At 69.1% G+C, this 25,174-nt stretch carries 19 protein-coding genes and 1 tRNA gene; 11 read left to right on the forward strand and 9 right to left on the reverse strand.

What is annotated here, in order from left to right:
- The first annotated feature begins 281 nt into the window (after positions 1 to 281).
- Both AB0I18_RS21185 and AB0I18_RS21190 read left to right on the forward strand, forming a co-directional pair.
- Positions 282 to 1,397 carry a class E sortase gene (locus AB0I18_RS21185; protein WP_363107120.1) on the forward strand — a complete coding sequence of 372 codons (1,116 nt, stop codon included), beginning with the start codon at positions 282 to 284 and terminating at the stop codon, positions 1,395 to 1,397.
- 137 nt (positions 1,398 to 1,534) lie between these two features.
- Entirely contained in the window at positions 1,535 to 2,275 is a 741-nt protein-coding gene (locus AB0I18_RS21190) for a class E sortase (RefSeq protein WP_363107079.1), read from the forward strand.
- Positions 2,276 to 2,380: 105 nt separating this feature from the next.
- Here the strand turns inward: AB0I18_RS21190 and AB0I18_RS21195 are convergent, their stop codons facing one another.
- The 7 genes from AB0I18_RS21195 to AB0I18_RS21225 form a co-directional block, all read right to left on the reverse strand.
- Positions 2,381 to 3,430 carry a restriction endonuclease gene (locus AB0I18_RS21195; RefSeq protein WP_363107080.1) on the reverse strand — a complete coding sequence of 350 codons (1,050 nt, stop codon included), beginning with the start codon at positions 3,428 to 3,430 and terminating at the stop codon, positions 2,381 to 2,383.
- Positions 3,431 to 3,685: 255 nt separating this feature from the next.
- A complete protein-coding gene (pknB, locus tag AB0I18_RS21200) occupies positions 3,686 to 5,710 on the reverse strand; it encodes a Stk1 family PASTA domain-containing Ser/Thr kinase (protein ID WP_363107081.1) in 2,025 nt (674 codons plus the stop codon).
- Between the two features lie 226 nt (positions 5,711 to 5,936).
- A complete protein-coding gene (locus tag AB0I18_RS21205; RefSeq protein ID WP_363107082.1) occupies positions 5,937 to 7,433 on the reverse strand; it encodes a penicillin-binding transpeptidase domain-containing protein in 1,497 nt (498 codons plus the stop codon).
- The gene (locus tag AB0I18_RS21210; protein ID WP_363107083.1) at positions 7,430 to 8,866 is read right to left on the reverse strand and encodes an FtsW/RodA/SpoVE family cell cycle protein; all 1,437 of its coding nucleotides are present in this window, start codon (positions 8,864 to 8,866) and stop codon (positions 7,430 to 7,432) included. The genes AB0I18_RS21205 and AB0I18_RS21210 overlap by 4 nt, the downstream gene beginning before the upstream one ends.
- 26 nt (positions 8,867 to 8,892) lie before the next feature.
- The gene (locus tag AB0I18_RS21215) at positions 8,893 to 10,470 is read right to left on the reverse strand and encodes a Stp1/IreP family PP2C-type Ser/Thr phosphatase (protein ID WP_363107121.1); all 1,578 of its coding nucleotides are present in this window, start codon (positions 10,468 to 10,470) and stop codon (positions 8,893 to 8,895) included.
- A gap of 98 nt (positions 10,471 to 10,568) precedes the next feature.
- On the reverse strand, positions 10,569 to 11,093 hold the full coding sequence (locus AB0I18_RS21220; protein ID WP_363107084.1) for an FHA domain-containing protein: 525 nt from the start codon (positions 11,091 to 11,093) through the stop codon (positions 10,569 to 10,571).
- A gap of 10 nt (positions 11,094 to 11,103) precedes the next feature.
- Positions 11,104 to 11,973, reverse strand: coding sequence for a DUF3662 and FHA domain-containing protein (locus tag AB0I18_RS21225; RefSeq protein WP_363107085.1), 870 nt, complete (start codon positions 11,971 to 11,973; stop codon positions 11,104 to 11,106).
- Between the two features lie 498 nt (positions 11,974 to 12,471).
- Here AB0I18_RS21225 and AB0I18_RS21230 point away from each other — a divergent pair.
- The 6 genes from AB0I18_RS21230 (at position 12,472) to AB0I18_RS21255 (ending at position 18,502) form a co-directional block, all read left to right on the forward strand.
- Positions 12,472 to 12,558: transfer RNA gene (locus tag AB0I18_RS21230), tRNA-Leu, on the forward strand.
- Between the two features lie 1,097 nt (positions 12,559 to 13,655).
- Complete coding sequence (locus AB0I18_RS21235) at positions 13,656 to 13,982, forward strand: hypothetical protein (protein ID WP_363107086.1); 327 nt, start codon at positions 13,656 to 13,658, stop codon at positions 13,980 to 13,982.
- Positions 13,983 to 14,476: 494 nt separating this feature from the next.
- A complete protein-coding gene (locus tag AB0I18_RS21240) occupies positions 14,477 to 15,145 on the forward strand; it encodes an NAD-dependent epimerase/dehydratase family protein (RefSeq protein ID WP_363107087.1) in 669 nt (222 codons plus the stop codon).
- A gap of 253 nt (positions 15,146 to 15,398) precedes the next feature.
- On the forward strand, positions 15,399 to 16,820 hold the full coding sequence (locus tag AB0I18_RS21245; protein WP_363107088.1) for a DUF2252 domain-containing protein: 1,422 nt from the start codon (positions 15,399 to 15,401) through the stop codon (positions 16,818 to 16,820).
- Between the two features lie 167 nt (positions 16,821 to 16,987).
- Positions 16,988 to 18,022: a hypothetical protein gene (locus AB0I18_RS21250; RefSeq protein ID WP_363107089.1), complete on the forward strand. Its 1,035-nt coding sequence runs from the start codon at positions 16,988 to 16,990 to the stop codon at positions 18,020 to 18,022.
- Between the two features lie 150 nt (positions 18,023 to 18,172).
- On the forward strand, positions 18,173 to 18,502 hold the full coding sequence (locus tag AB0I18_RS21255) for a rhodanese-like domain-containing protein (protein WP_363107122.1): 330 nt from the start codon (positions 18,173 to 18,175) through the stop codon (positions 18,500 to 18,502).
- Positions 18,503 to 18,790: 288 nt separating this feature from the next.
- Here the strand turns inward: AB0I18_RS21255 and AB0I18_RS21260 are convergent, their stop codons facing one another.
- On the reverse strand, positions 18,791 to 19,927 hold the full coding sequence (locus AB0I18_RS21260; RefSeq protein WP_363107123.1) for an acyl-CoA dehydrogenase family protein: 1,137 nt from the start codon (positions 19,925 to 19,927) through the stop codon (positions 18,791 to 18,793).
- Between the two features lie 376 nt (positions 19,928 to 20,303).
- Between AB0I18_RS21260 and AB0I18_RS21265 the strand changes: the two genes are divergently transcribed.
- The 3 genes from AB0I18_RS21265 to AB0I18_RS21275 are packed head-to-tail and all read left to right on the forward strand — an operon-like array spanning position 20,304 to position 23,307.
- On the forward strand, positions 20,304 to 21,107 hold the full coding sequence (locus AB0I18_RS21265) for a DUF5819 family protein (protein WP_363107090.1): 804 nt from the start codon (positions 20,304 to 20,306) through the stop codon (positions 21,105 to 21,107).
- A complete protein-coding gene (locus AB0I18_RS21270) occupies positions 21,104 to 22,567 on the forward strand; it encodes an HTTM domain-containing protein (protein WP_363107091.1) in 1,464 nt (487 codons plus the stop codon). The genes AB0I18_RS21265 and AB0I18_RS21270 overlap by 4 nt, the downstream gene beginning before the upstream one ends.
- On the forward strand, positions 22,564 to 23,307 hold the full coding sequence (locus tag AB0I18_RS21275; RefSeq protein WP_363107092.1) for a TrmH family RNA methyltransferase: 744 nt from the start codon (positions 22,564 to 22,566) through the stop codon (positions 23,305 to 23,307). Before AB0I18_RS21270 ends, AB0I18_RS21275 begins: the two co-directional genes overlap by 4 nt.
- Before the next feature lie 81 nt (positions 23,308 to 23,388).
- On the opposite strand, the gene paaN is transcribed toward AB0I18_RS21275, so the two are convergent.
- Positions 23,389 to 25,083 carry a phenylacetic acid degradation protein PaaN gene (paaN, locus tag AB0I18_RS21280; RefSeq protein WP_363107093.1) on the reverse strand — a complete coding sequence of 565 codons (1,695 nt, stop codon included), beginning with the start codon at positions 25,081 to 25,083 and terminating at the stop codon, positions 23,389 to 23,391.
- Positions 25,084 to 25,174 lie beyond the last annotated feature (91 nt).

Below are 25,174 nucleotides of genomic sequence, written 5' to 3' on the forward strand. Positions count from 1 at the left end.
ACTCCCTCGAGGAGACGGACAGTGCGATGCGGGCCGCTGTCGAAGGGCTTGCGGATCCGCTCAGCGACCCCCTGCCCGGGCAGCGACAGCCTGTGGCGCCGGAGCGGGAGCGGTACGACTCGTACGACTCTCAGGGTTCCGCGCGGGACTGGAGCGTGGGGCAGACGGCTTCGTCGTACGCGGACTACGCGGAGCCGGTGCGCCGGGCGCACGCGGACCCCGCGCACGGGTATGCCGAACCGCAGCCGCAGCCGCAGCCGCAGCCGCAGCCGTCTCCGTATGTGGAGCCTCAACGGACGTACGAGGAGCAGCAGCCCTCGTACGGAGAGTCCGGGCCGTTGTACCAGGGGCCTCAGCCCGCTTTCGTGAAGGCTCAGGTGCCGTACGAAGGGGAGCCGCGGCCGTACGGCGAGGCGTTCTCCGAGCCGCCGCCCGATCCGTACTCCGAGACGTACGCGGCTCCCCCGGTCGACGATGAGACCATCGGGCTGCGAATAGCCGACGCCGACTCCATATCCGCGGCGCCTGCCAGATCCGTCGGCGCATCGTCCGCGGGGAGCCTGGGCGGTGCCGTCGCAGGCGGCCGTGCGGCCCGGCGGAAGGCCGCCAGGCGCCACGGGAGGCATGGCGGGGTCGGCGGGACCGGCGGAGCGCTGGAGGGGCCCGTAGGGGCCGCTGCGCCCCTCTCGCGGGTGGAGGCGCGGCGGGCGGCGCGGGCGCGGAAGCCGGGGGCGGCGGTGATGGCCAGCCGGGCGATCGGTGAGGTGTTCATCACCACCGGCGTGCTGATGCTGTTGTTCGTGACGTACCAGTTGTGGTGGACGAACGTCCGGGCGCACGCGCAGGCGGGCAATGAGGCGAGCAGCCTTCAGGACGACTGGGCGAAGGGCAAGCGGAATCCGGGTGTGTTCGAGCCGGGGCAGGGTTTCGCCCTTCTTCACATTCCGAAGCTGGACGTGGTCGTGCCGATCGCCGAGGGCACGGACAAGAAGCGGGTTCTCGACCGCGGCATGGTGGGCCACTATGCCGAGGAGGGCGTGAAGACGGCGATGCCGGACGCCAAGGCGGGCAACTTCGGGCTCGCCGGGCACCGCAACACTCATGGTGAACCGTTCCGGTACGTGAACCGCCTCAAGCCGGGTGACGCGATCGTGGTGGAGACGCAGGACAAGTACTTCGTCTACAAGATGGCGTCGATCCTGCCGGTGACGGCACCGAGCAACACGGCCGTCCTGGATGCGATTCCGAAGGGTTCGGGCTTCACCGCGGCGGGCCGCTACATCACTCTGACGACCTGCACCCCAGAATTCACCAGCAAGTACCGGATGATCGTCTGGGGCAACATGGTCGAGGAACGGCCGCGTAGCGAGGGGAAACCGGATGCGCTGGTCGGCTGAGGGCAGGTGGGTTTCCCGAGACGCCGAGTGCGATCCGATGGCAGGACTTCCTGATACCAAGTGTCCTGATACCAAGAGTCCTGATCCGAAGACTTCTTACTGATCCTGATCCTGAGACACCAGACGGGGACAACGCAGTGGCAGCGACGACCGACCACGAAGAGCACACCGACGCGCCGGCGTCCTCCCCCGCTCGGCGGCGCCGCGGGGGCGGCCGGATCGCGGCGGTCGTCAGCTTCTTCGGTGAACTCCTGATCACGGCGGGCCTGATCCTCGGTCTGTTCGTCGCCTACTCGCTGTGGTGGACGAACGTCGTCGCGGACCGCAAGGCGGACAAGCAGGGCGACGAGGTGCGGGACAACTGGGCGCAGGACCGGGGCCCGGTCGGTCTGGACACCAAGGACGGCATCGGGTTCCTGCACGTTCCGGCGATGAAGAACGGTGAGGTGCTGGTCAAGAAGGGCACGTCCACGGAGTCCCTCAACGACGGTATCGCCGGCTACTACACGGACCCCGTCAAGTCCGCCCTGCCGCAGGACAAGAAGGGCAACTTCTCGCTGGCCGCCCACCGTGACGGGCACGGCGCGAAGTTCCACAACATCGACAAGCTCAAGGACGGCGACGCGATCGTCTTCGAGACCAAGGACAACTGGTACGTCTACAAGGTCTACGCCAGGCTTCCCGAGACCTCGAAGTTCAACGTCAAGGTCCTCTCGCCCGTTCCCAAGGAGTCGGGCAAGAAGAAGGCGGGCCGCTACATCACGCTGACGACGTGCACGCCGGTCTACACGTCCCGGTACCGGTATGTGGTGTGGGGGGAGCTGGAGCGGGTGGAGAAGGTGAACGACGAGCGGACGCCGCCGGCGGAGTTGCGCTGAGGTGACTGGGGCCCCGCGAGGACCCCGGTCGCTTAGCATGGCGGAGGCCCGAAGCCGCAACTTTCTCTTGCGGCTTCGGGCCTCTGTTGTGCTGGGTGACGCTGGTTATCCCAGGATGTCCAGCTCCGTTCCTGAAGCCCAAGTCTCAAGTAGTGCGCGGGGTACGGCGGTGATGCCGCCGTCGGTGGCGACGTTCTGGGCGTCGCGGGTGAACGGGCATGTGGCCACGTAGAGCGCTACATCCGCTTTGTGCAGGACCTTGGCCGCGCCGAGGAACTTCTGGATGTCGGGGCTGGTGACGGAGACGTAGGGCGCGAATCTCTTGCACTGCACGACGAGGTGCCGCCCGTCGGGGGTACGGCCGGTGATGTCCACGCCCCGGTCTCCGTGGCCGCCTCGTACGACGACTGCGGTGCAGCCGTCTCGGCGCAGCAGTTCGGCGACGCGCTCCTCGAACTCGGCCCCGTTCATGGCGTCGAGGGCTGCCATGACTCCGGCGAGCGGCCGGTCCTCGCGCGGGCCTTCCAGCCGTTGCAGTCGGGCGTTGTGCTGGCGGAGCCGCCGCTCGATGCGCTGGACTCCGGTGCGCAGGGCGATCAGCTCCCTGCGGTGTTCGCCCGATGTCTCGATCAGGGCGTTGAACATGGGGACGACTGTCTTGCCGAGGATGTGGGTGATGCGTTGGTCGATGTGGGCGTCGAGAGAGGTGGCGTCGCTGTGGACGGGGTTGTCCACAGGCTGGGTGCGCGCCATGTACTCCATGTCGAGGAGGTACGTGCGCACCTGACGTGCGACGTCGCTGTCCCGGAGCAGCATGGCGACGTTGAGGACTGCGCGGCGGGACCAGACAGCCACGCTGGAGCGCCGCTGTGGATAACCCTCGGATGAGAAACTCAAGTTGAGTTCCTGAAATTCGCGCAGGTCAGAGCCGCGCAGCACCCGCAGGCCGTTGGACTCAAGTTCAGGCCTGTGTCGGCCGAGCAGGTTGTTGATCACTGTCTCGGCGACTTCGAAGTACGTTGCGACCATCGCCGTGGTCACGTGCATGCCGTCCGGCAGCAGTGACAGTGCCTTGACTCTGTCGAGTACTTCCGTGCGCTCCAGCGCGCTGTCGCGCAGTGCCTTCGATTCCAGCAGAGCCGTTTCGTTGATCATGCTCTGCCCCCTTTCCCTCGTGCGGTGGCCATTCGGCCAGGGGTGGGGTCTGAGTTCCCGCCCACCCGATCAACGAGTAGGGCTGTATGAAGATGTGGTCGGGTCTCGTACGAAGAGTCGAGACGGGCTCCTGGCAGGCCCTGTGGAGCGCACAGGCCTTGTGGAGCGCATACGCACGACGGAGCCCTCGGCACCCGTGTGCAGGGTGTCGAGGGCTCCGTCGTGCGTAATGCCGTCAGCGCGTGGAACGAGGAGTCAGTCCTCGCTGCGCAGCGCCGTGCCGGTGGCGCCGCCGAAGAAGCCGCCGCCGCCTCCGTCGTTCCCGCCGTTGTTTCCGTTGCCCTGGCCGGAGGTGGTCAGGTTGACCGCGGTGTCCTTGGGGACCTGCTGGCCGGCGTCCGGGTCCTGGTCGAGCACGATGGAGTTGCCGTCCTGGGAGTTGACGTTGCCGACGTTCAGGTCCGCGTCCTCCAGGATCCTCCTGGCGTTGTCGAGGGTCTGGCCGAGCACGCTGGGCACCGCGACGACCTCCGGCTGCTCTTCCTCGGCCGCCTTGCCGATCTGGATGGTCACCGTGTCGCCGGGCTCGGCCGGGGAGTTGGCCGCGGGCGTGGTCGAGATGACCTTGCCGACGAGGTTCTCGTCGTCGGTCTCCACGTCGGTGCAGGTGCCCGTGAGCTGGTTGGCCGTCATCTGGGCCTTGGCTGCGTCACAGCTCTGGCCGGTGACGTCCGGAACGGTGACCTGTTTCTTCTCCTTGGCGATGGTGAGGGTGATGGTGGAGCCCTTCTCCACCTCGTCACCCGCCGCCGGGTCCTGGTCGAGGACCGTGCCGGGCTCCTCGCTGGACTCCTTGCTCTCCGTCTCGACCTCGAACTGGTACTTGTCGGCCGTGAGCTTCGTCTGGGCGTCCTCGAGGGGGTCGTCGATGACGTTCGGCACCGCGACCTTCGGTGCCCCGGTAGACACCGTCAGAGTGATCGTGTCGCCCTTGCTGACCTCGGTCTTCGCGGCGGGAGTCTGCTCGCAGACGCTGTCCTTCGGAGTGTCCTCGCAGGCCTTCTTCTCGATCTTGACTTCGAGATCGCGGTTCTCCGCCATCCGCTGGGCCTCGACCTGTGTCCGGTTCACGAAGTTCGGTGCCGGGAACGGCTCGTCCCCGGTTCCGCCCTGGCCGGTGAAGGCCCACTTTCCGATGAGGATCGCGCCGACCAGGACGAGTACACCGGCGACGACCAGCAGGATCGTGGAGGTGTTGCTCTTCTTCTGCTGGCGTCGGCGGCCTGGGCGGTCGTCGTAGCCGCCGTAGCCGTCGTCCGGGTTCATCGGGGGCATCATGGCGGTGTGCTGGCCGTCGGTGGCGCGCAGGGCCGTGGTCGGCTGGTCGTCCGGGTAGCCGCCGTAGCCGACGGAGCCCATGGCCGCGGTGGCCGCGACGGGCTGGCCGTCGAGGCAGGCCTCGATGTCGACGCGCATCTCGTCGGCGGACTGGTAGCGGTAGTCCGGGTCCTTGGTGAGCGCCTTGAGGACGATGGCGTCCATCTCGGGCGTGATCTCGGGGTCGAAGTTCGACGGCGGCTGCGGCTCCTCGCGTACGTGCTGGTACGCGACCGCGACCGGGGAGTCGCCGATGAAGGGCGGGCGGACCGTCAGGAGCTCGTAGAGCAGGCAGCCCGTCGAGTACAGGTCGGAGCGGGCGTCGACCTGCTCGCCCTTGGCCTGCTCCGGTGAGAGGTACTGCGCCGTCCCTATGACCGCCGCGGTCTGCGTCATCGTCATGCCGGAGTCGCCCATGGCGCGGGCGATGCCGAAGTCCATGACCTTGACCTGGCCGTTGCGTGTCAGCATGACGTTCGCCGGCTTGATGTCGCGGTGGACGATGCCGTTTCTGTGGGAGTACTCGAGGGCCTGGAGGATGCCGATGGTCATCTCCATGGCGCGTTCGGGCAGCAGCTTGCGCCCGGAGTGCAGCAGCTCGCGCAGCGTGGACCCGTCGACGTACTCCATCACGATGTACGGGATGGAGATGCCCTCGATGTAGTCCTCACCCGTGTCGTACACGGCGACGATCGCGGGATGGTTGAGCGAGGCGGCCGACTGGGCCTCCCGGCGGAACCGGGCCTGGAACGACGGGTCGCGTGCGAGGTCCGCCCGCAGCGTCTTCACCGCCACGGTGCGGCCGAGCCGGGTGTCATGGGCGAGGTGTACCTCCGCCATGCCACCACGGCCGAGCACCTGGCCCAGCTCGTACCGGCCGCCGAGGCGACGCGGCTCTTCCATAGCTACCTACCAGCCCTCTCCGACGGTCCTGACCACGCCCTCGCGTGGTCGGGCGGTGTGCTGTCCGGGCATACCGTACCCGGCTCGCCTTGACTGACCTGGCCACAATCGTCACCCGATACAGGACCGGTATCGCATCGTGCACCGATGTGAAGGGGACGTGAGCGGGGTCACTGTTTTCTGTGGACCGCGGTCTTTGTTACGTTCACCGCGCTCATCGTGTTCATCACGATCCCTGCTTGCTGTCGATGACTGCCTTCATCACGTCCTTCGCGATGGGCGCGGCGAGCCCGCCGCCGGAGATGTCGCCGCGGTTGGCGCTCTCGTCCTCGACCACGACGGCGACGGCGACCGGCGAGCTGCCGTCCTTCACCTTGGCGTAGGAGATGAACCAGGCGTACGGGTTCTCGCTGTTGTCGACACCGCGCTGGGCGGTACCGGTCTTGCCGCCGACGGTGATGCCGTCCTCGTTGATCTGGGCCCGGGTGCCGGTGCCCTCCTTGACGACCGTCTCCATCATCGACTGAAGGATCTGGGCGTTCTCCTCGGACATCGGCTCGCTCATCTTCTTGGGCTCGCTCTGCTCGATGACGTCGAGGTTCGGAGCCTGGAGCTTGTCGACCATGTACGGCTTCATGAGCGTGCCGTTGTTGGCGACGGCCGCGGCCACCATGGCCATCTGGAGCGGGGTCGTGGCGGTCTCGAACTGGCCGATGGAGCTGAGCGCGGTCTGCGGCTTGTCCATGTCGGTCGGGAAGTTGGAGGCGCTGGAGCGGACCGGGACGAACTGCTCCTCGTTGAAGCCGAACTTCTTGGCGGTCTCCAGCATCTTGTCCTTGCCGAGGTCGAAGCCGACCTTGCCGAAGACGGTGTTGCAGGAGTACCTGAGGGCGATGCGGAGCGTGGCGTTCTTACAAGGGATGTTGCCCTCGTTCGGCAGCTCCGTGGTGGTGCCGGGCATGGTCCACGGGTCCGGCGAGTCGGTCTTCGCGTCGGGGTCCGTGTACTGGCCGTGCTCCAGGGCCGCGGCCGCGGTGACCACCTTGAAGGTGGAGCCGGGCGGGTAGATCTCGCGCAGCGCCCGGTTGAGCATCGGGTTGTCGGGGTCGTTCTTCTTCTGGAGCTTCTCCCAGGCCTCGCTGTCGCCCTTCAGGGAGTTCCCGGCGAACGTCGAGGGGTCGTAGGAGGGGGTGGAGGCGAGCGCCAGGATCGCGCCGGTGGACGGGTCGATCGCGGCCACGGCGCCCTTGCCCTGCTTCAGCAGGCCGTTGTACGCGGCCTTCTGCGCGGCGCCGTTGAGCGTGGTGACGACGTTGCCGCCCTCCTGCTTCTTGCCGGTGATCATGTCGAGTGTGCGGCGGAAGAAGAGCCGGTCGTCGTTGCCGGTGAGGATGCCGTCCTCGATGCTCTCCAGCTGCGTGGCGCCGAAGGCCTGCGAGGCGTAGCCCGTGACGGGGGCCCACATCGCGCCGTCCTTGTAGGTGCGCTTGTACTCGAAGTCGTTGAAGTCGTCGCCGCTGGTCTTGGTGGACCCGGTGATCGGGTTGCCGTCGACGATGATGTCGCCGCGCGGTGTGGCGTAGCGGGCGATGGAGACGCGGCGGTTCTTGGGGTCGTCCTTGAGCGAGTCGGCCTGGACGTACTGGATCCAGTTGTCGCGGATGAGCAGGGCGAGGACGAGGAGCCCGCAGAAGATCGCGATTCGGCGCAGGGGCTTGTTCACGGTCGGACCACCTGGGTCATCTCGGCGTCGGAGCTGGGTGCGGGGGCGGGCGCCGGGCGGCGCGCGGTGTCGCTGATGCGGATGAGGATGCCGATGAGGGCCCAGTTGGCGATGACGGAGGAACCTCCGTACGCCAGGAAGGGCATCGTCATACCGGTGAGCGGGATCAGGCCCATGACGCCGCCGGCGACGACGAAGACCTGGAGGGCGAAGGCGCCGGAGAGGCCGACGGCGAGCAGCTTGCCGAAGGGGTCGCGGGCGGCGAGGGAGGTGCGTACGCCGCGTTCCACGATCAGGCCGTACAGGAGCAGGATCGCCATGACGCCGGCCAGGCCGAGTTCCTCGCCGAAGGTGGCGAGGATGAAGTCGGAGTTGGCGGCGAAGCCGATGAGGTCGGAGTTGCCCTGGCCGAGTCCGGTGCCGAGGGTGCCGCCGGAGCCGAAGGCCCACAGGGCCTGCATGGACTGCTCTGTGTGGCCCGGGATGTTCTGCTGGCTGAGTGTGTACTCGCGCATCGGGTCGAGCCAGGCTTCGACGCGCTGCTGGACGTGCGGTTCGAAGGTGGCGACGCCGACGGCGCCGGCCCCGGACATCAGCATGCCGAAGACGATCCAGCTGGTGCGCTCGGTGGCGACGTACAGCATGATGATGAACATTCCGAAGAACAGCAGCGAGGTACCGAGGTCGGTCTCGAAGACCAGGATCAGGATCGAGATCGCCCAGACGACGATGATCGGTCCGAGGTCGCGGCCGCGGGGCAGGTAAAGGCCCATGAAGCGGCGGCTGGCGAGGGCCAGGGCGTCTCTCTTCACCATGAGATAGCCGGCGAAGAAGATGGCCAGGACGATCTTCGCGAACTCTCCCGGCTGGATGGTGAATCCGGCGATCGAGATCCAGATCCTGGCGCCGAAGACGTTCAGGCCGAGCCCGGGGACCAGCGGCAGGAGCAGCAGGACGAGCGCGCCGACCATGGAGATGTAGGTGTAGCGCTGCAGGACGCGGTGGTCTTTGAGGAAGACCAGTACGGCGACGAACAGGGCGACGCCTAGCGCGGAGTACAGCAGTTGGCGGGGGGCGGCCTCGACGAACGTGCTGCGCTGCTGGAGCCGCTGTGACTGGTCCAGGCGCCAGATGACGACGAGTCCGATGCCGTTGAGGAGCGTGGCCAGCGGCAGCAGCAGCGGGTCCGCGTACGGTGCGAACTTCCGTACGACGAGGTGGCCGACGCCGGCCAGCAGGCCGAGTCCGAGGCCGTAGCTGAGCAGGCCGGGCGGCACCGAGTCATTGATGGCCAGGCCGACGTTGGCGTAGGCGAACACCGGGATGACGACGGCGAACACCAGCAGCGCGAGCTCGGTGTTGCGCCGGCTCGGCGTTCCGATGGCGCCGATCGTGGACGTGTGCTGCGTCGACGGGTTGGAAGTACTGCTCATCGTGTGACAGGGCCCCTCACGGCTGCTTACTGCTTACCGCACAGCGAGACCAGCTTCTGCTCTTCGTCGGAGAGGCTGGGGCCGGGTGTGGGAGTGGGTGCGGTCGTGGACTTGGACGGGTCGGGCGATGCGGACTGTCCCTCCGGCGGGGTCGCCGTCGGACTGGGTGTCGCCTTGGACGCGGCCGAGGTGCGTGTGGTTCCCGTGACGCCGCCGGCCTCGCCCTCGCCGGTCTTGGAGTTCTGCTCGCTCTGGGTTTCGCGGCGCTCGGCGTCCTTCTTGCACGCGGACGCCTGCGTGGCCAGTTCCTGGATCTTCGAGGTGGCGTCGGTCAGGCCGCCCTCGGCGATCGTGGCCTTGACCTGCTTCTGCTGGTACGGCGGCAGGTACTTGAGTTCGATCTCGGGGTGGTCTTTTTCGACCTTCGAGAGCGAGACCCAGGCCAGGTCCTGGCTGATACCGCGGTAGAGCGCGACGTGCTCGCCCTTGGTGCCGACGTAGTACTGAGTCTGCGTCCAGCGGTAGCCGCCGTACAGCCCGCCGCCGATGACGGCGAGCGCGAGCGCCGCGTAGAGGGATCTTTTCAGCCACTTCCGCCCGGAGCGCGGCTTGACGAAGTCGTCGTCGGAGTAGCCGCCGAAGCCGTCGGCGGGTGCGTAGCCGGTGGAGTCGCCGCTGCCGGGCGGGCCGAACTCGCCGCCGCCCTGGCCGGGTACGTGGCGGCCGAGGCTGGACGCGCGGCCGGCGGGGGTCTGCATGGCGCCGTTGTCGTGCAGCTGGTTCTGGTTCTCGGCGACCGCGCCCACGACGACCGGGGTGTCGGAGAGCTGCCCGGCGAGGGTGTCTCCGCTGTCGATGTCGAGGACGTCGGCGACGATGACCGTGATGTTGTCGGGGCCGCCGCCGCGCAGTGCGAGCTCGATGAGCTGCTGCACGGTCTCCTGGGGGCCCTGGTAGCTGGCGAGGGTGTCCTCCATCGTCTGATGGGAGACGACGCCCGACAGTCCGTCGGAGCAGATCAGGTACCGGTCGCCGGCGCGGACCTCACGGATGGAGAGGTCGGGCTCGACGTGGTCGCCGCTGCCCAGCGCGCGCATCAGCAGGGAGCGCTGCGGGTGGGTGGTGGCCTCGTCCTCAGTGATGCGTCCCTCGTCGACGAGGCGCTGCACCCAGGTGTGGTCCTGCGTGATCTGCGTCAGTACGCCGTCCCGCAGGAGGTACGCGCGTGAGTCGCCGACGTGTACGAGGCCGAGGCGCTGGCCGGTCCACAGGAGTGCGGTGAGGGTGGTCCCCATGCCTTCGAGCTGGGGGTCCTCCTCGACCATCATGCGGAGCTGGTCGTTGGCGCGCTGTACGGCGGTGCCGAGCGAGGTGAGGATGTCGGAGCTCGGCACGTCGTCGTCGAGCGCGACGATGGTGGAGATCACCTCCGAGGAGGCGACCTCACCGGCGGCCTGGCCGCCCATCCCGTCGGCGATCGCGAGGAGGCGGGGTCCGGCGTAGCCGGAGTCCTCGTTGCCCTCGCGGATCATGCCTTTGTGCGATCCGGCGGCGAAGCGCAGTGAGAGACTCATGCGCACCTCGCCCGTCGGCTCCGGGTACATCCGCACGGTGCCCACCCTCCGGTCGGGAGCGCGCCGGGGTCCGTCGTGTGGACCGCCGCTGCCCGCTCGCTCCGCTCGCGCTCATTCATGATGTAGCACTACTTCCGCAGCTCGATGACGGTCTTGCCGATGCGGATCGGCGCGCCCAGCGGTACGGGCGTGGGAGTCGTCAGTCGGTTCCGGTCGAGATACGTGCCGTTGGTGGATCCCAGATCCTCGACGATCCACTGGCCGTCACGGTCCGGGTAGATCCTGGCATGCCTGCTGGACGCGTAGTCGTCGTCCAGCACGATGGTGCTGTCGTGCGCGCGGCCCAGCGTGATGGTCTGCCCCTGGAGGGCGACGGTCGTACCCGTGAGGATGCCCTCGGAGACGACCAGCTTGGTGGGTGCGCCGCGGCGCTGACGGCCGCCGCCGCTCGGTGCGGCGGCCTGCTGGCGCTGTTGGGGCGGCGCGGCCTGGCGCGCCGCCTGTTGCGGCCTCTGGGCGTCCCGGCGCGACCCGCGCTGTGTGACGCGCGTTCCGAACAGGTCGCTGCGGATGACCTGCACGGCCACGATCACGAACAGCCACAGTACGGCCAGGAAACCCAGCCGCATGACCGTGAGGGTCAGCTCTGACATTGCCCCCGCTTCACCCTTCGGCTTGCCGGTAAATGATGGTGGTACTGCCCACGACGATCCGCGAGCCGTCGCGGAGCGTAGCGCGGGTGGTGTGCTGCCCGTCCACCACGATGCCGTTGGTGGACCCGAGATCCTGGATCGTCGAGGGCGTTCCGGTCCGGATCTCACAGTGCCGGCGCGAGACGCCGGGGTCGTCGATCCGCACGTCGGCTTCGGTGCTGCGGCCCAGCACCAGCGTCGGGCGGGAGATCTGATGGCGGGTGCCATTGACCTCGATCCAGTGCCGCACGCGGGCACCGGGCAGCGGGCCGGGAGCGGCGGCGGGCCGCTGTCCCATGGGCGCGGGTCCCGGACGGCCGCCGGGTGGCGGCGCGGACGGCATGGGAGGAGCGCCGGCCGGCTGGGCCGGCGGCGGGTAGCCGTAGCCTCCGGGACGGCCGGCCGCGGGGTTCGCGGGGGCCACCGGGCTCGCGGGGGCGCGCTCGGGAGCGGCCTGCTGGTTGGCGGAGGAGGCGAGCGTGCGGCTGCGTACCCGGTACAGACCGGTGTCGAGGTCTTCCGCCTTCTCCAGGTGGACCTTGATGGGGCCCATGAAGGTGTAGCGCTGCTGCTTGGCGTAGTCGCGGACCATCCCGGCGAGCTCGTCGCCCAGCTGACCGGAGTAGGGGCTGAGCCGCTCGTAGTCCGGCGTGCTCAGCTCCACGATGAAGTCGTTGGGTACGACGGTCCGGTCGCGGTTCCAGATGGTCGCGTTGTTGTCGCACTCCCGCTGGAGTGCTCCCGCGATCTCCACGGGCTGGACCTCTGACTTGAACACCTTGGCGAAGGTGCCGTTGACCAGACCTTCGAGGCGTTGCTCGAACTTCTTCAGGACTCCCATGGGGCACCTCCTCCGTCGTTGTCGCCCTGGTACTGCTTACTGATCGTATCCACGCGCAGGGAAATCGGCTGGTTCCCCCTGTCGGCCCGGTCGACAGGTGTCGACGCGCACCGAGCTCACTGGAGCCCCCTCCCGAAGTTCCCTCCGGAGCTCGTCTTCGAACTCCCCCCGCGGACTCCGTTGGAAGGATCGTAGAGGCGGCGTCACCACAGTGTCCCGCACCTGACTGTGGACCTTGGCCGCCTCCTGGGGAGATGGCCGGGACCGGTACGAGGTTGATACGTGAACTGGTTACGGCTGATACGTGGAGGGTGGGAACGGTGGGGTCGAGGGCGCCGTCCGGGGCGGGTCCGCAGGTGATCCGGGGGCGACGGCGGGGTCGCCCGGCCTCCTGCCACCCCCCGGAAACGGATGTGAATCCACCCTCCCCACCGTGCTAATCTTCTGCATGTCGACAGGCGCTCACCCACCCGGTGAGAGACGGACGACACACCCAATGCGCGGGTGGCGGAATAGGCAGACGCGCTGGATTCAGGTTCCAGTGCCCGAAAGGGCGTGGGGGTTCAACTCCCCCCTCGCGCACCATGGAGCACCGACGAAAAGTGCTTCTGAGCAGTGACGGAAGGCCCTCACCGTGATTACGGTGAGGGCCTTCCGCGTTGTCGTTGCAGCTCAGAGTTGGCGCGATGGCGGCGAGGCACGACTGCCTGACAACCGCCACGAAGGGGCCGCGGGGCTGCTCGGAGTGTGATTTTCCTGTTGGTGTGAGGTCTCTCTCACTGGGCGGCGAGGTGGCCAGTGGGGGGCCAGCGGTCGACTTGGCGGCGGTTGGCGTGGGCGAGCGGTACACCAGTGAGTTGTGGCGCTACGAGAACGCCGCATGCGCTCAGCAGCAGTACTTCCGCATGGGGCCGGCAGCCGTTCTGTGGCGCTACCTCGCCGTGCACGAAACCTGCATCGCAGCCCCACTACGCGGTACCCGGCTTCGACACCGTCACCACGGTGCCCAGCACCAGCGGCCGCACGAACCCTCCTCCCCTCCGTGCCATGGCGGCCGCCACCGTGACCTGCTTATACCGGCGCCGGGCGCAGCCGCACTCGGCCGGCAACGTCTCAGCCGAGCGCTACACCTCCTCAGCACCCTGGAGCGAGAACGTCCTCCTCATCGACAACACCTGAACCACCGGCAACCACGCTCAAGCCGCAGCTGCGGTTTTGAAAGCCGCCGGTGTGGGGAGCGTGGCCATCCTGGCCATTGCCACGCCACCTCAACATCAGCTACGGCGACACCGCAGCGCATGCCGAACTGATCTGTGCGGTAGCCATTGACGGGCTCACTCAGTAAGGGCTGTGCTGTCAGCCGGGGCTCTGCCCGGGGTGATTGGCAGGCAGTTCGATGGGTTGGGTCGAAGAAACGAATCAGCTGGTCAGCGCACCACCCCTTGATCACTCAAGTCGGTGAACCATTCCATCGGCCAGAAACATGATCGCGGCGTTGGAGTTCTTTTCGGTCGGAGAGATTCTCCGCCGGAAGGGAAATGTTCATGGTCGCGCTTTGTCGATCCAGGTTTGTCATGGCCCTTGCTACCGCATGCGCTCTCGTGCTGACGAGTCCCTCGGTGGCGCAGGCCGGCGCTGTCGGATCGACCCCTGTCCGAACCTTCGAGTACAGCGTTGGCGGCATGGCGATGAAGGTTCCGACCGGCTGCATGTTCACACACATCATCCGAGGTGGCGGGAAGAAGATCACCTATCAGAACGCCGGCGTCGACTGTGCTTTTGTCGCCGCGCTCGGCACCGGCTTCTGCAACTGGCGGATCGACTTCACGTACGCGAACACCAACAACAAGACGTACAGGACCTCCCGGGGGCGAACGCACCCCGAGTGCAAGATCGATCCGATGCGGAACAACTCTCCCCAGACGCTGCCTCGTTATGGAAAGGCGTGTGCGCATCTCCACGTCAACGGGGTGCGCCGAGTGAGCCAGTGCCACCACATTACGAAGTGAGCCGTTCATGATTGATCAACAGCAGGGGCGGGACCAGCGATGGGAGGCGCGACGGCGGTCGGCTGGGACCGCCGTGTTCGTGGCGAGTTTCGTCGTGACACTCATCTTCTTCGCTTTCTTCCCCGGGCTTCCGCACGTCATCGACTGGGGGGCGATCGTCGTCGCCGTCCTGGCAGGAGCACTCGCCCGATGGGTGTGCCAATCCTGGATGGGAAAGAGGAGCAGGGAGAGCAAGTGAGACGTCTTGCGGGTGCTGGACGTTCGGAGCCTTGAAGCCCTTGATCTGCGCTGTGGGAAATCTGCGCCAACAGTGCCGGAAACGACCTACGCGTCGGACTCAGGGGCCTGATCAGTATGTTTCGTCGGTGCCCCACTATTGAAGACCCGCGTCTTGTTGTCCGGGTGGGGCGTGGGCGCTTCGGGGTTGTGGCGGTGAGGTATCTCACGTAGCAGGTCCCGGGCTTCCGGTCCGGCTGCGTGGGAGGTGGGGCTCTGTGAAGGTGATCCTCTTCGGGGCGACCGGGATGGTCGGGCAGGGGGTTCTGCGGGAGTGTCTGCGGGACGGGTCGGTTGAGAGTGTGCTGGTGGTCGGGCGTACGGCGGTGGGCGTCACGCATCCGAAGCTGCGTGAGGTCGTGCGTGCGGATCTCACGGACCTGAGCGGGCTCGACGGCGAACTCTCCGGGTACGACGCCTGCTTCTTCTGTCTCGGGGTTTCGGCGGCGGGTATGAAGGAGGACGCGTACCGCAGGGTCACGTACGACCTCACGCTCGCGGTGGCGCGCACCCTGGCCGGGTGGAATCCGGGACTGACCTTTTGTTACGTGTCCGGGCAGGGGGCCGACAGCTCCGCGCGGGGACGTGTGATGTGGGCGCGGGTCAAGGGAGATACGGAGAACGCGCTGCTCGCGCTGGACGGCGTGGACGCGTACATGTTCCGGCCGGGGCTCATCCAGCCGTTGCACGGGATCACGTCGAAGACCCGGGCGTACCGCGTCGTCTACACGCTGACCGCGCCGCTGCTCCCCGTCCTGCGGAAACTCATGCCCAGGCGCATCACCACGACCGAGCAGATGGGGCTGGCGATGATCGCGGTGGCGCGGGGTGGGGCGGGCGGTCGGGTGCTGGAGGCCGAGGGGATCAACAGGGCCGCGGCGGGGTGATCGGGCCTCTGCCGCCGTTTCGGGTCTTCTACCGCGCAGGCGCAGGCGGAGTCGGAGGCGGGTGCGGCGTGGGAGCCCTCACTCAAGGAGCCGGGGCCGGGGGTGTTGGCGAAGACGCGGTGAGGGTCTGGTGGTCGTGCTGAGCTGGGTTGTTTTCCACAGGTGCGGAGTTGTCCACAGGGGCTCACGCGGATCGGCGCCCGGCTGTACGGTCGTCACGAGTTGATGTTCGTACGCGGGGGAGGCGGTCGGTGTGAGCGAGGTCGGTGGCGCGGTGGCGGCAGAGGGATCGGCAAGGGTTCCGAGGGTGCGCGGATTCGCGCAGTGGCCCGTGGAGGGCTCGCCCAAGGAGGAGGGCAAGGCACTGCGGGAGCGCGTCCCGCGCGGCGCGCATGCCTCCTTCGACACGAACGGCGACCGGCCGGCCGCCGTGACCGCGGTCGAGGAGTCCAACCGCGGCCGCCTCCCCCAGTTCACGCCGATCCGGGTCGGCAGGATGGCGGCCACCCCCTTCGCCTTCCTGCGCGGTTCGGCCGGACTCATGGCGTACGACCTGGCGCGGACGCCCCTGACGGGCATAGGCGCACAGATCTGCGGGGACGCGCACGCCGGGAACTTCGGCCTGTACGGGGACGCCCGCGGCGGCCTCGTCATCGACCTGAACGACTTCGACGAAACCGTGCACGGCCCGTGGGAGTGGGACCTCAAGCGGCTCGCCACCTCACTCGTGCTCGCCGGCCGCGAGGCGGGAGCGGACGAGGACACCTGCCGCAAGGCGGCGCAGTTCGCGGCCGGTTCCTACCGGCGCACCATGCGGCTGCTCGCCAAGCTCCCGGTCCTGGACGCGTGGAACGCCATCGCGGACGAGGAACTGGTCTCCCACACCGACGCCCACGACCTGCTCGGCACGCTGGAGCGGGTCTCGGAGAAGGCGCGGGCCAACACCAGCGGGCGGTTCGCGGCGAAGTCCACGGAGGCGGTCGAGGGCGGCGGGCGGCGCTTCGTCGACGCGCCGCCCGTACTGCGGAGCGTTCCCGACGAGGAGGCCGCGGCGGTGGCGCTGGCACTGGACGAGTACCTGACGACGCTCTCCGATGACCGGCTCCCGCTCCTCGCGCGGTACACGGTGCACGACGTCGCCTATCGCGTGGTCGGCACGGGAAGCGTGGGCGCGCGCTCGTACGTGGTGCTGCTGCTGGACCACCTCGGTGAGCCCCTCGTCCTCCAGGTGAAGGAAACCCGCGGCTCTGTCCTGGTTCCCCACCTGGCGACGGCCGGTTTCGAGGTGCCGGAGGTCGTGCACGAGGGCCGCCGGGTCGTCCTCGGCCAGAAGCGCATGCAGGTGGTGAGCGACATCCTGCTGGGTTGGACCTCGGTCGACGGGCGGCCCTTCCAGGTACGGCAGTTCCGCAACCGCAAGGGCAGCGTCGATCCCGCGGCGCTGGCCGCGGACCAGATAGACGACTACGCCCGCATGACCGGGGCGCTGCTGGCACGGGCGCACGCACACAGTGCCGACCCACGGCTGATCGCGGGGTACTGCGGCAAGAGCGACGAACTGGACGAGGCGATCGCCTCCTTCTCGACGGCGTACGCGGACCGGACCGAAGCGGATCACGCGGAGCTGGTGGGAGCCGTGCGAGCGGGACGGATCGCGGGGGAGCTGGGGGTCTGACGGAGACGGAGGAGAGGGGACGGAGGGGGAGCTGAGGGTCTGACGGATCGGGGCAAAGGCCCCTGCCCAGGTGATTCCGAGCTTGGGGAAAACCTTGCCCAGGTGGCGAAAAGCCCTTGCCCAGGCGGTTTTGAGTGGGTGGGGGAGCCGTGGCCTAGGCTGGACAGGTGACGACCCCGGAAGCTGAGCAGTCCCCGACCGAGCCCTCCGAGGAGCCCGGCGCAGGCCAGGCGTCCGCCGAGGAGGTGACGTCAGCCGAGCCGTCCGCGGAACCGGGCACCGACGCGTCCTCGGACGCGGCCGGAGCCGACGGGACCGCGGGTGAGCAGACCGTGACTGACGAGACGGCGAGCGAGGAGACGGCGAGCGACGAAACCGCGCGTGTCGAAACCGCGGGCGGCGCCGGAGGCGAAGGGCAGGCGCGGCCCGAGGAGCGGCTGGAGCGGGCCGTGCGCGCGGCCGAGCAGGCGCTGATCGAGTACGAGATCGCGGTGGAGACGTTCCGGGTCGAGGTGGAGAACTTCTCCCGGATGCACCACCAGAAGCTCGGGCCGATGTACTCACGGCTCGACGAGCTGGAGGCGCAGATCGCCGAGGCGCGGGCCGCGCGCACCGGCGACCCGGAGGATGTGCGCAAGGCTCAGGAGGCGCGGGCCCGGGTCATGCCGATGCCGGGGATCGAGGAGCTGTTCCACGACTGGCTCGACTCGGACGGGCTGTCTCCCGAGGCCTCGGCCATGCTGACCGAGCAGTCGGTGCGGCCGCCACAGCGGGTCCGGCCGAGCGACGAGGCCCGCAAGCTCTACCGGGAGCTCGTCCGCAAGGCGCACCCCGACCTTGCTCAGGACGACGGTGAGCGGGCGCGGCGCGACGAGTTCATCGCGCGGGTCAACGCCGCGTACGGGCGTGGGGACGAGGCGCTGCTCCGGGAGCTGTCCGAGGAGTGGGCCGCCGGACCCGTACCCGAGGAATGGCGCCCGAGCCGCAGTGAGGAGCTCTACGCCCGCCTCGAATGGCTTGCCCAGCGCAAGGACCTGCTCACGCTCGTGGCCCGCGACCTGGAGGAGAGCGCGATCGGGGCCATGCTGAAGATGGCGCCGGACGACCCGGACCGGCTACTGGAGGAGATCGCCGAGCAGCTGCTGACGCAGGTGGGCGAGCGGGAGGCGGAGCTGGCGGGGTTGCTCGGCAGCGGTGCGTGACGGCTGCGCCGGCCGGGTGGTGTGCGGCGGCCTGTCCGCCCCCGGGTGACTGGCACCCCTGTGCGCCGGGCGAACCGGCCGACCGGCTGACCGGTCGATCGGCGAAGTGACCCGGTCGGGTAGCGTCGGGGCATGCAATTCGGATCTGGTGTGCCCACGGTCGAGGTCGGGGATCTCGCGGACGGAGACTTCCTGCTGGACGTCCGGGAGGACGACGAGTGGCAGGCAGGTCACGCGGAAGGGGCACTGCACATCCCCATCAGTGACTTCGTCGCCCGCTACGGCGAGCTGACCGAGGCGGCGCCGCAGGACGGCAGGGTCCATGTGATCTGCCGCTCCGGTGGGCGTTCTGCGCAGGTCGCGATGTACCTGGTCCAGCAGGGGGTCGACGCGGTGAACGTGGACGGCGGCATGCAGGTGTGGGCGGCCGCGGGCCGTCCCGTGGTGGACGACAAGGGGCAGCCGGGGTTCGTGCTCTAGGCCTCCGGCGGTTGCGCGGGTGTGGGCGCGTTGTTGTCCGCGAGTGGGTGGGTTGGGGTGTTGTCTGCGGGTTGAGTTGGGCTGGTCGCGCAGTTCCTCGCGCCCCTGGGGTGGTGGGTGGTGGGGTCGGTGCCGTGACGGGGTATCCGATCGCCGCTCCCGCATATCCAGCTTGAGCTGAGTTGCCGCGGCGATCGGACACCCCGACACGACCCCTCACGCCGGAGGCCGACAGCGGGTAGGTGGGGGCCGCGGTGACCTGTCCGCGTTTGTGAGTTTCGCCCCCGGTCATCCCAGTGGATGCGCCGCCAGCAGGTCGCCCAGTGCCTCCTCGTGGGCCGCCGCTGGGCCGAGGGAGAGTTCCAGGTGTTTGGCCCAGGCGTGGTAGCGGTGCAGGGGGTAGTCGGTGTCCGCGCCGAAGCCGCCGTGGAGATGTTGCGCGGTCTGCACGACACGTCGTACGCCGTCGGACGCCCAGATCTTGGCGACAGCGACGTCACCGGACGCGGGCAGCGCCCCGCCCGCACTCGTACTGATCCGCCACGCGGCCTGCCAGAGGGTCGCCTCCATCGCGCGCAGGTCGATATAGCGGTCGGCGGCCTGCATGGCCACGGCCTGGAACGTGGCGACCGGGAACCCGAACTGCTCCCGCTTGCTGGTGTACTCGCTCGTCATCCCGAGCACGCCCTCACCCAGCCCGAGGGCCAGCGCACACGTCCCGGTGGCGAGCAGTTCCCGTAGCCACTGCCAGGCGCCGTCGGCGTCGATGACGTCGCGGGCGGCGATTCGTACGGAGTCCAGCCGGAGTTCGCCGAGTCGCTCGCCCGTCGTGGAGACCTGCTCGGCGAGCACCGCGCCCTCGTGGACGCGGGGTACGAGGGCGAGTACGGAGCGGCCCGAGCCGGTGCTCAGCGCGGGGACCAGGACGAAGTCCGCGTTCTGCGCCCAGGGGACAGCCGTCTGTACCCCGTCCAGCACCCAGGCGTCGGCCTCCGGTCGCGCGGTCACGGCGAGTTCGGCGCCGTCGTGCCCGGTGCGCCCGTTCGCGGCGACGGTGAGCACCACCTCGCCGCGGCCGGCCCGCGCCAACAGGTCCGCCTTCAGCTCCGCACCGCCGTACGTCTGCACGGCCAGGGCGGCCGCGCTGCTCTCCAGCAGCGGCACCCGAGCGAGTACCTTCGCCGACTCGCGCAGCACCAGGCACAGCGCGACGGCGTCCAGGCCCGCCCCGCCGTAGCGCGCGTCGAGCAGCAGGCTCAGCAGGTCGCCGTCGGCGAGCCGGGCCCACAGTGCGCGGTCGAAGTCGTCCGCGACGGCGCCCGCGGTGAGCGAGGGACTCGGCACCCCGTCGGGCGCGACTCCGGCGAACACCGCCTTCGCCGCCTCCACGGCTGCCTGCTGTTCCTCGGTGAAGGTGAAGTCCACGGTCCCGCCCTTCCAGTCCGCCCAGTTCGCCCGGTCCGCACAGCCCGCCAGTCCGATCTGACGGAGCGTCAAGATAGAACAGGTTCTATGAGAAGGGAACGGTGGAGGGAGCGGAGAGGGGAACGGTGAGGTGAAGGGAATGGTGGTTCGGTTCAACGGCCGGTCGGAGGCCGGGCGAGGGCCGTAAGGTGTCAACCGCTGTGGATACCTCGTGATCATTGTGATGTCTGTGACGGCTGTGGCCGTTGGGGCTGGTCCGGGCGGGTCGGTCTGAGTACCGTTCCGGTGCGACCGTCGCGGCGCGGCGCCGTATGAGCGGTGACGGTGCCCCGCGGGCCGGCGACTGAACCAGGCCGACATCGGGAAACGGGGCGGAATGAACGCGTACGACGAGGGCTCGAACGCCCGGCCCGTGCCGGGCGAGCCCGCAACCGCCGCCTCGGGTGGCCCTCCCCCGGACGGTCACCCCGCCCCCGGCGACCCGCCCGCCGGCCCTCTTCCCCGCACCGGCATCGCCGCCCTCTCCCTGCGGTACCAGATCGCCGCCGCGCTCGCCCTCGCGGTGGTCGCGGTCGTCGTCTGCGCGCATCTCGCCCTGGTCTTCCTGCACGTCGCGCCGTCGAACACGGTCACCAAGCAGCACGGGCAGGCGATCGACGAGTGGGTCTACCCCGAGTTCGAGCAGAACTGGAAGCTCTTCGCGCCCAATCCGCTGCAGCAGAACATCGCGGTCCAGGTCCGTGCCGAGGTACGGGCCGAGGACGGCAGCATCGGCACGACCCGCTGGTACGACCTCTCCGCGCTCGACGGCGAGGCCATCAACGGCAATCTGCTGCCCAGCCACACCCAGCAGAACGAGCTGCGCCGGGCCTGGGACTTCTTCGTGGCCACGCACGACAACGAGAACCGTCCCAACGGCCTGCGCGGCGCCCTCTCCGAACGCTATCTGCGCCGCATCGTGGTGCTGCGCCTCGACCGTGAGCAGGCGGGCGGCCCGGGTGCGGTCGTGCACCAGGTGCAGGTCCGCTCCCGTACGACCAATGTGCCGCCTCCGAAGTGGAGCAAGGAGCAGGTGTCCGACAAGCCCGTGGTCCGGCAGCTGCCCTGGTGGCTGGTGTCACCGGCCGACCGGGCGGCCGGGACGCGGCCCGCGGCGAGGACGGAGGCGAGCGCCCGATGAGCAGCTTCGACCGCGACCCGAAACCCGGCCCTGAGCCCAGCCCGAAGATCAGCTCCGAGCCCAGCCCGGCGCCCGGCCGGGTGAGCCGCCTCGACGGCAGGAGCCGTGTCGAACGGACCCTCGCGCGCGCCATCACACGCGTCACCGGACAGGCCCTCGGCCCGTACCAGACCGCCGTGATCCGCATCGGCTTCGCCGCCACCTGGCTGCTGTTCCTGCTGCGCGAGTTCCCGCACCGTCAGGAGATGTACGGGCCCGACGGCCCCTGGAGCTGGGACCTGGCCCAGCAGCTCATCGCGAACAACCACGCCTTCACGACCCTGATGTGGTCCGACAGCCGGGTCTGGTTCGAGATCGTCTACGTGCTCGCCGTGCTGTCCAGCGCCCTGCTGGTGCTCGGCTGGCGCACCCGCACCATGTCCGTGCTCTTCCTGGTCGGCGTGCTCTCCCTGCAGAACCGCAGCATCTTCATGGGAGACGGCGGCGACAACGTCATCCACCTGATGGCGATCTACCTGGTGTTCACGCGCTGCGGCCAGGTGTGGTCCCTGGACGAGCGGCGGGAACGGCGGGAGCGCCTCGCGTGGGAGGCGTGGGAGGCAGAGGATGAGCAGGGTCCACGCGCGCGTGAAGAGCGGTTCGGTTCGGACGAGATCTCGAACGGGCCCTCGGAAAGCACCTCGGAAAGCGCCTCGGAAAGGCCCCTGTACAAGGGCTCGGGCTCATACAGGGCGCGCCCCGACCGGACCGGCCCCGTCCTCTGGTGCGTACTCGGCTTCGCCCTCGCCGTGGCCACGCTCGCGGGGAAGATCGACGGGGGCTTCTTCGGCGGCTGGCTGACGATCTACTGGGGTCTGTGGGCCGCACAGGGCCTGTGGTGGCTGGCCGGCCGGTACTCCCGAAGCGCCGAGCCGCGCATCCTCCTCGACGTCGTCGCCAACCTCGCCCACAACGGCGCCCTTTTCGTGATCATGGCCGAGGCCTGCCTGATCTACGCGACCGCCGGCTGGTACAAGATCCAGGGCTCCCGCTGGCAGGACGGCACCGCCGTCTACTACCCGCTCCACCTGGACTACTTCTCGCCCTGGGCGGCCCTCTCCGACCTGCTGTCCGAGTACGGCACGATAGTGATGCTGGTGACCTACGGGACGGTCGTCGTGCAGGTCGCCTTCCCCTTCACGCTCTTCAACCGGCGGGTGAAGAACGTCCTGCTGGCGGCGATGATCACCGAGCACGCCGTGATCGCCGTCGTCCTGGGGCTGCCGTTCTTCTCGCTCGCGATGATCGCCGCCGACGCGGTGTTCCTGCCGACGTCCTTCCTGCGCCGCCTCGGCGGATGGACGACACGCGCGCGTGGACGGCTGTTTTCGAGCGTCGGCCGTGCGCGGCGAGGGCCGCGCACGGAGGCTCCGCGCACCCCGGAGACGGCCGAGCCCCCGCACGTAGGCTTCACGGCATGACGGCCCCCCACGACCCCGTACGCGCCTGGCGCCGGCTCGCCGACACCTCCGTCCTGCTCGACGGCTTCCACGCCCTCAAGCACGCGGTGCGCTTCCGGGCCGAGGTCACGATGGCCGTCACCACGGACCGGCGGGCGGCGCTCGCCCTCGCCGACGAGCTGGCCCCGGACGTACGAGACGTGCTGGACGGCCTCCTGGAAGAGGTCGCGGAGACCGCGTACCAGAGCCTCGTCCCGCGACCGCACCCCACCGCGGTGGCCGCTCTGGCGGTACGTCCCTCACGCGACGCCCAGCTGCGGGTGCTGGCCCGCACTCCGCGCACCGCGCCCGTGGTCGTCCTCGACCATCCGCGCAACCTCGGCAACGCCGGCGCCGTGATCCGGCTCGCGGCCGGCTTCGGCGCGACCGGTGTCGTCACCACCGGCACGCTCGACCCCTGGCATCCCACGGTCGTACGCGGTGGGGCGGGCCTGCACTACGCGACCACCGTCGAGCGGCTGACCGTGGACGAGCTGCCGCCCGGGCCGGTGTTCGCCCTCGACCCGGAGGGCGAGGACATCCGGGGCCTGAAGCTCCCGGACGACGCCCTGCTCGCCTTCGGCTCGGAGCGCAGTGGTCTGTCCGACGAATTGCGCGCCCGTGCCGACCACCTGGTAGCCCTGCCGATGCGCCCCCAGGTCTCCAGCTACAACCTCGCGACCAGCGTCGCCATGACCCTGTTCCACTGGAGTGTTTCGTAAGGGGACGGGGCTGCGGGATGGTCGTCGGCTGCAGGCCGCTGGGGGCTGGTCGCGCAGTTCCCCGCGCCCCTAACGGGGCGCCTACGCCTCCCTGCGAACCTCCACCACCCGGAACCGGTTAGCCACAAACGCCCCGTCGCACAGCGCAGCGTTGGCCGCCGCGTTGCCGCCCGAGCCGTGGAAGTCAGAGAAGGCCGCGGTCTGGTTGACGTAGACCCCGCCCGTGAGGTTGAGGGAGAGCTGGGCGCATTCCTCCAGGCAGGCCTCCTGCACGGTCTGCTCGAACTCCTCGGAGGTCGTGTACGCGCCGACCGTCATCGCGCCCTTGTCCCTGATCGTCCGCCGCAGCAGCCCCACCGCGTCCGCCGCGGAGTCGACCGCGACGGCGAAGGAGACCGGCCCGAAGCACTCGCTCATGTAGGCCGCCTCGGCGTCGGGCTTGGCGCCGTCGAGCTTCACGATCACGGGAGTGCGGACGACCGCGTCCGGGAACTCGGGGTTGGCGATCTCCCGTGAGGCGAGCGCGACTTCACCGAGCCCGGCCGCGGCTTCCAGGCGTGCCTTCACGTCCGGGTTCACGATCGCGCCGAGCAGGGCGTTCGCCCGGGCGTCGTCCCCGAGGAGTCCGCCGACCGACTTGGCGAGATCGGCGACCACCTCGTCGTACGTCCTGGGGCCCTCCTCCGTACGGATGCCGTCACGCGGAACGAGGAGGTTCTGCGGGGTCGTGCACATCTGGCCGCTGTAGAGGGACAGGGAGAAGGCGAGGTTCGACAGCATCCCCTTGTAGTTGTCGGTGGACTCCACGATCACCGTGTTGACGCCGGCCTTCTCCGTGTAGACCTGCGCCTGGCGGGCGTTGGCCTCCAGCCAGTCGCCGAACGCCGTCGAGCCGGTGTAGTCGATGATCCGGATCTCGGGGCGGGTGGCCAGGGTCTTGGCGATGCCCTCGCCGGGGCGCTCGGCGGCCAGCGCCACCAGGTTCGGGTCGAAGCCCGCCTCGGCGAGCACCTCGCGGGCCACCTGGACGGTGAGCGCGAGCGGCAGCACCGCGCGCGGATGGGGCTTCACGAGGACCGCGTTGCCCGTGGCCAGGGAGGCGAACAGGCCCGGATAGCCGTTCCACGTGGGGAAGGTGTTGCAGCCGATCAGCAGCGCGATGCCGCGCGGAACGGGGGTGAACTGCTTGGTCAGCGCGATCGGGTCGCGCTTGCCCTGGGGCTTGGTCCACTCGGCGTTGTCCGGGGTGCGGACCTGCTCCACGTACGCGTACGCCACCGCCTCCAGGCCGCGGTCCTGCGCGTGCGGGCCGCCCGCCTGGAACGCCATCATGAAGGCCTGGCCGCTGGTGTGCATGACCGCGTGCGCGAACTCGTGGGTGCGGTCGCTGATCCGCTTGAGGATCTCCAGACACACCACCGCGCGCATCTCCGCGCCCGCGTCGCGCCACGCGCGCTGGCCGGCCTTCATGGCGGGCAGCAGTACGTCGATGTCCGCGTGCGGGTACGTGACGCCAAGATCGATCCCGTACGGCGAGACCTCGCCGCCCGCCCAGTCGTCCGTGCCGGGCTGGCCGAGGTCGAAGCGGGTGCCCAGGAGGGCGTCGAAGGCGGCCTTGCCCTCCGCCATGCCCAGGCTGCCGTTCTCCCCGTACGCCTTGGGGTGCTCGGGGTGCGGGGACCAGTACGCGCGCGTGCGGATCGCTTCCAGCGCCTGGTCGAGGGTGGGCCGGTGCTGGGCGATCAGCTGGTGCGTGGTGAGTGCGGCAGCGGCCATCAGGGACCAACTCCTCGTCTCGCGAGCTCTTCCTCGAACCCGCGACCTGGGCAGAAACAGGCGGACAGAGCTAGAGTAACCGAACGATCGG

Source organism: Streptomyces sp. NPDC050704 (assembly GCF_040654355.1).
Taxonomy (GTDB): domain Bacteria; phylum Actinomycetota; class Actinomycetes; order Streptomycetales; family Streptomycetaceae; genus Streptomyces.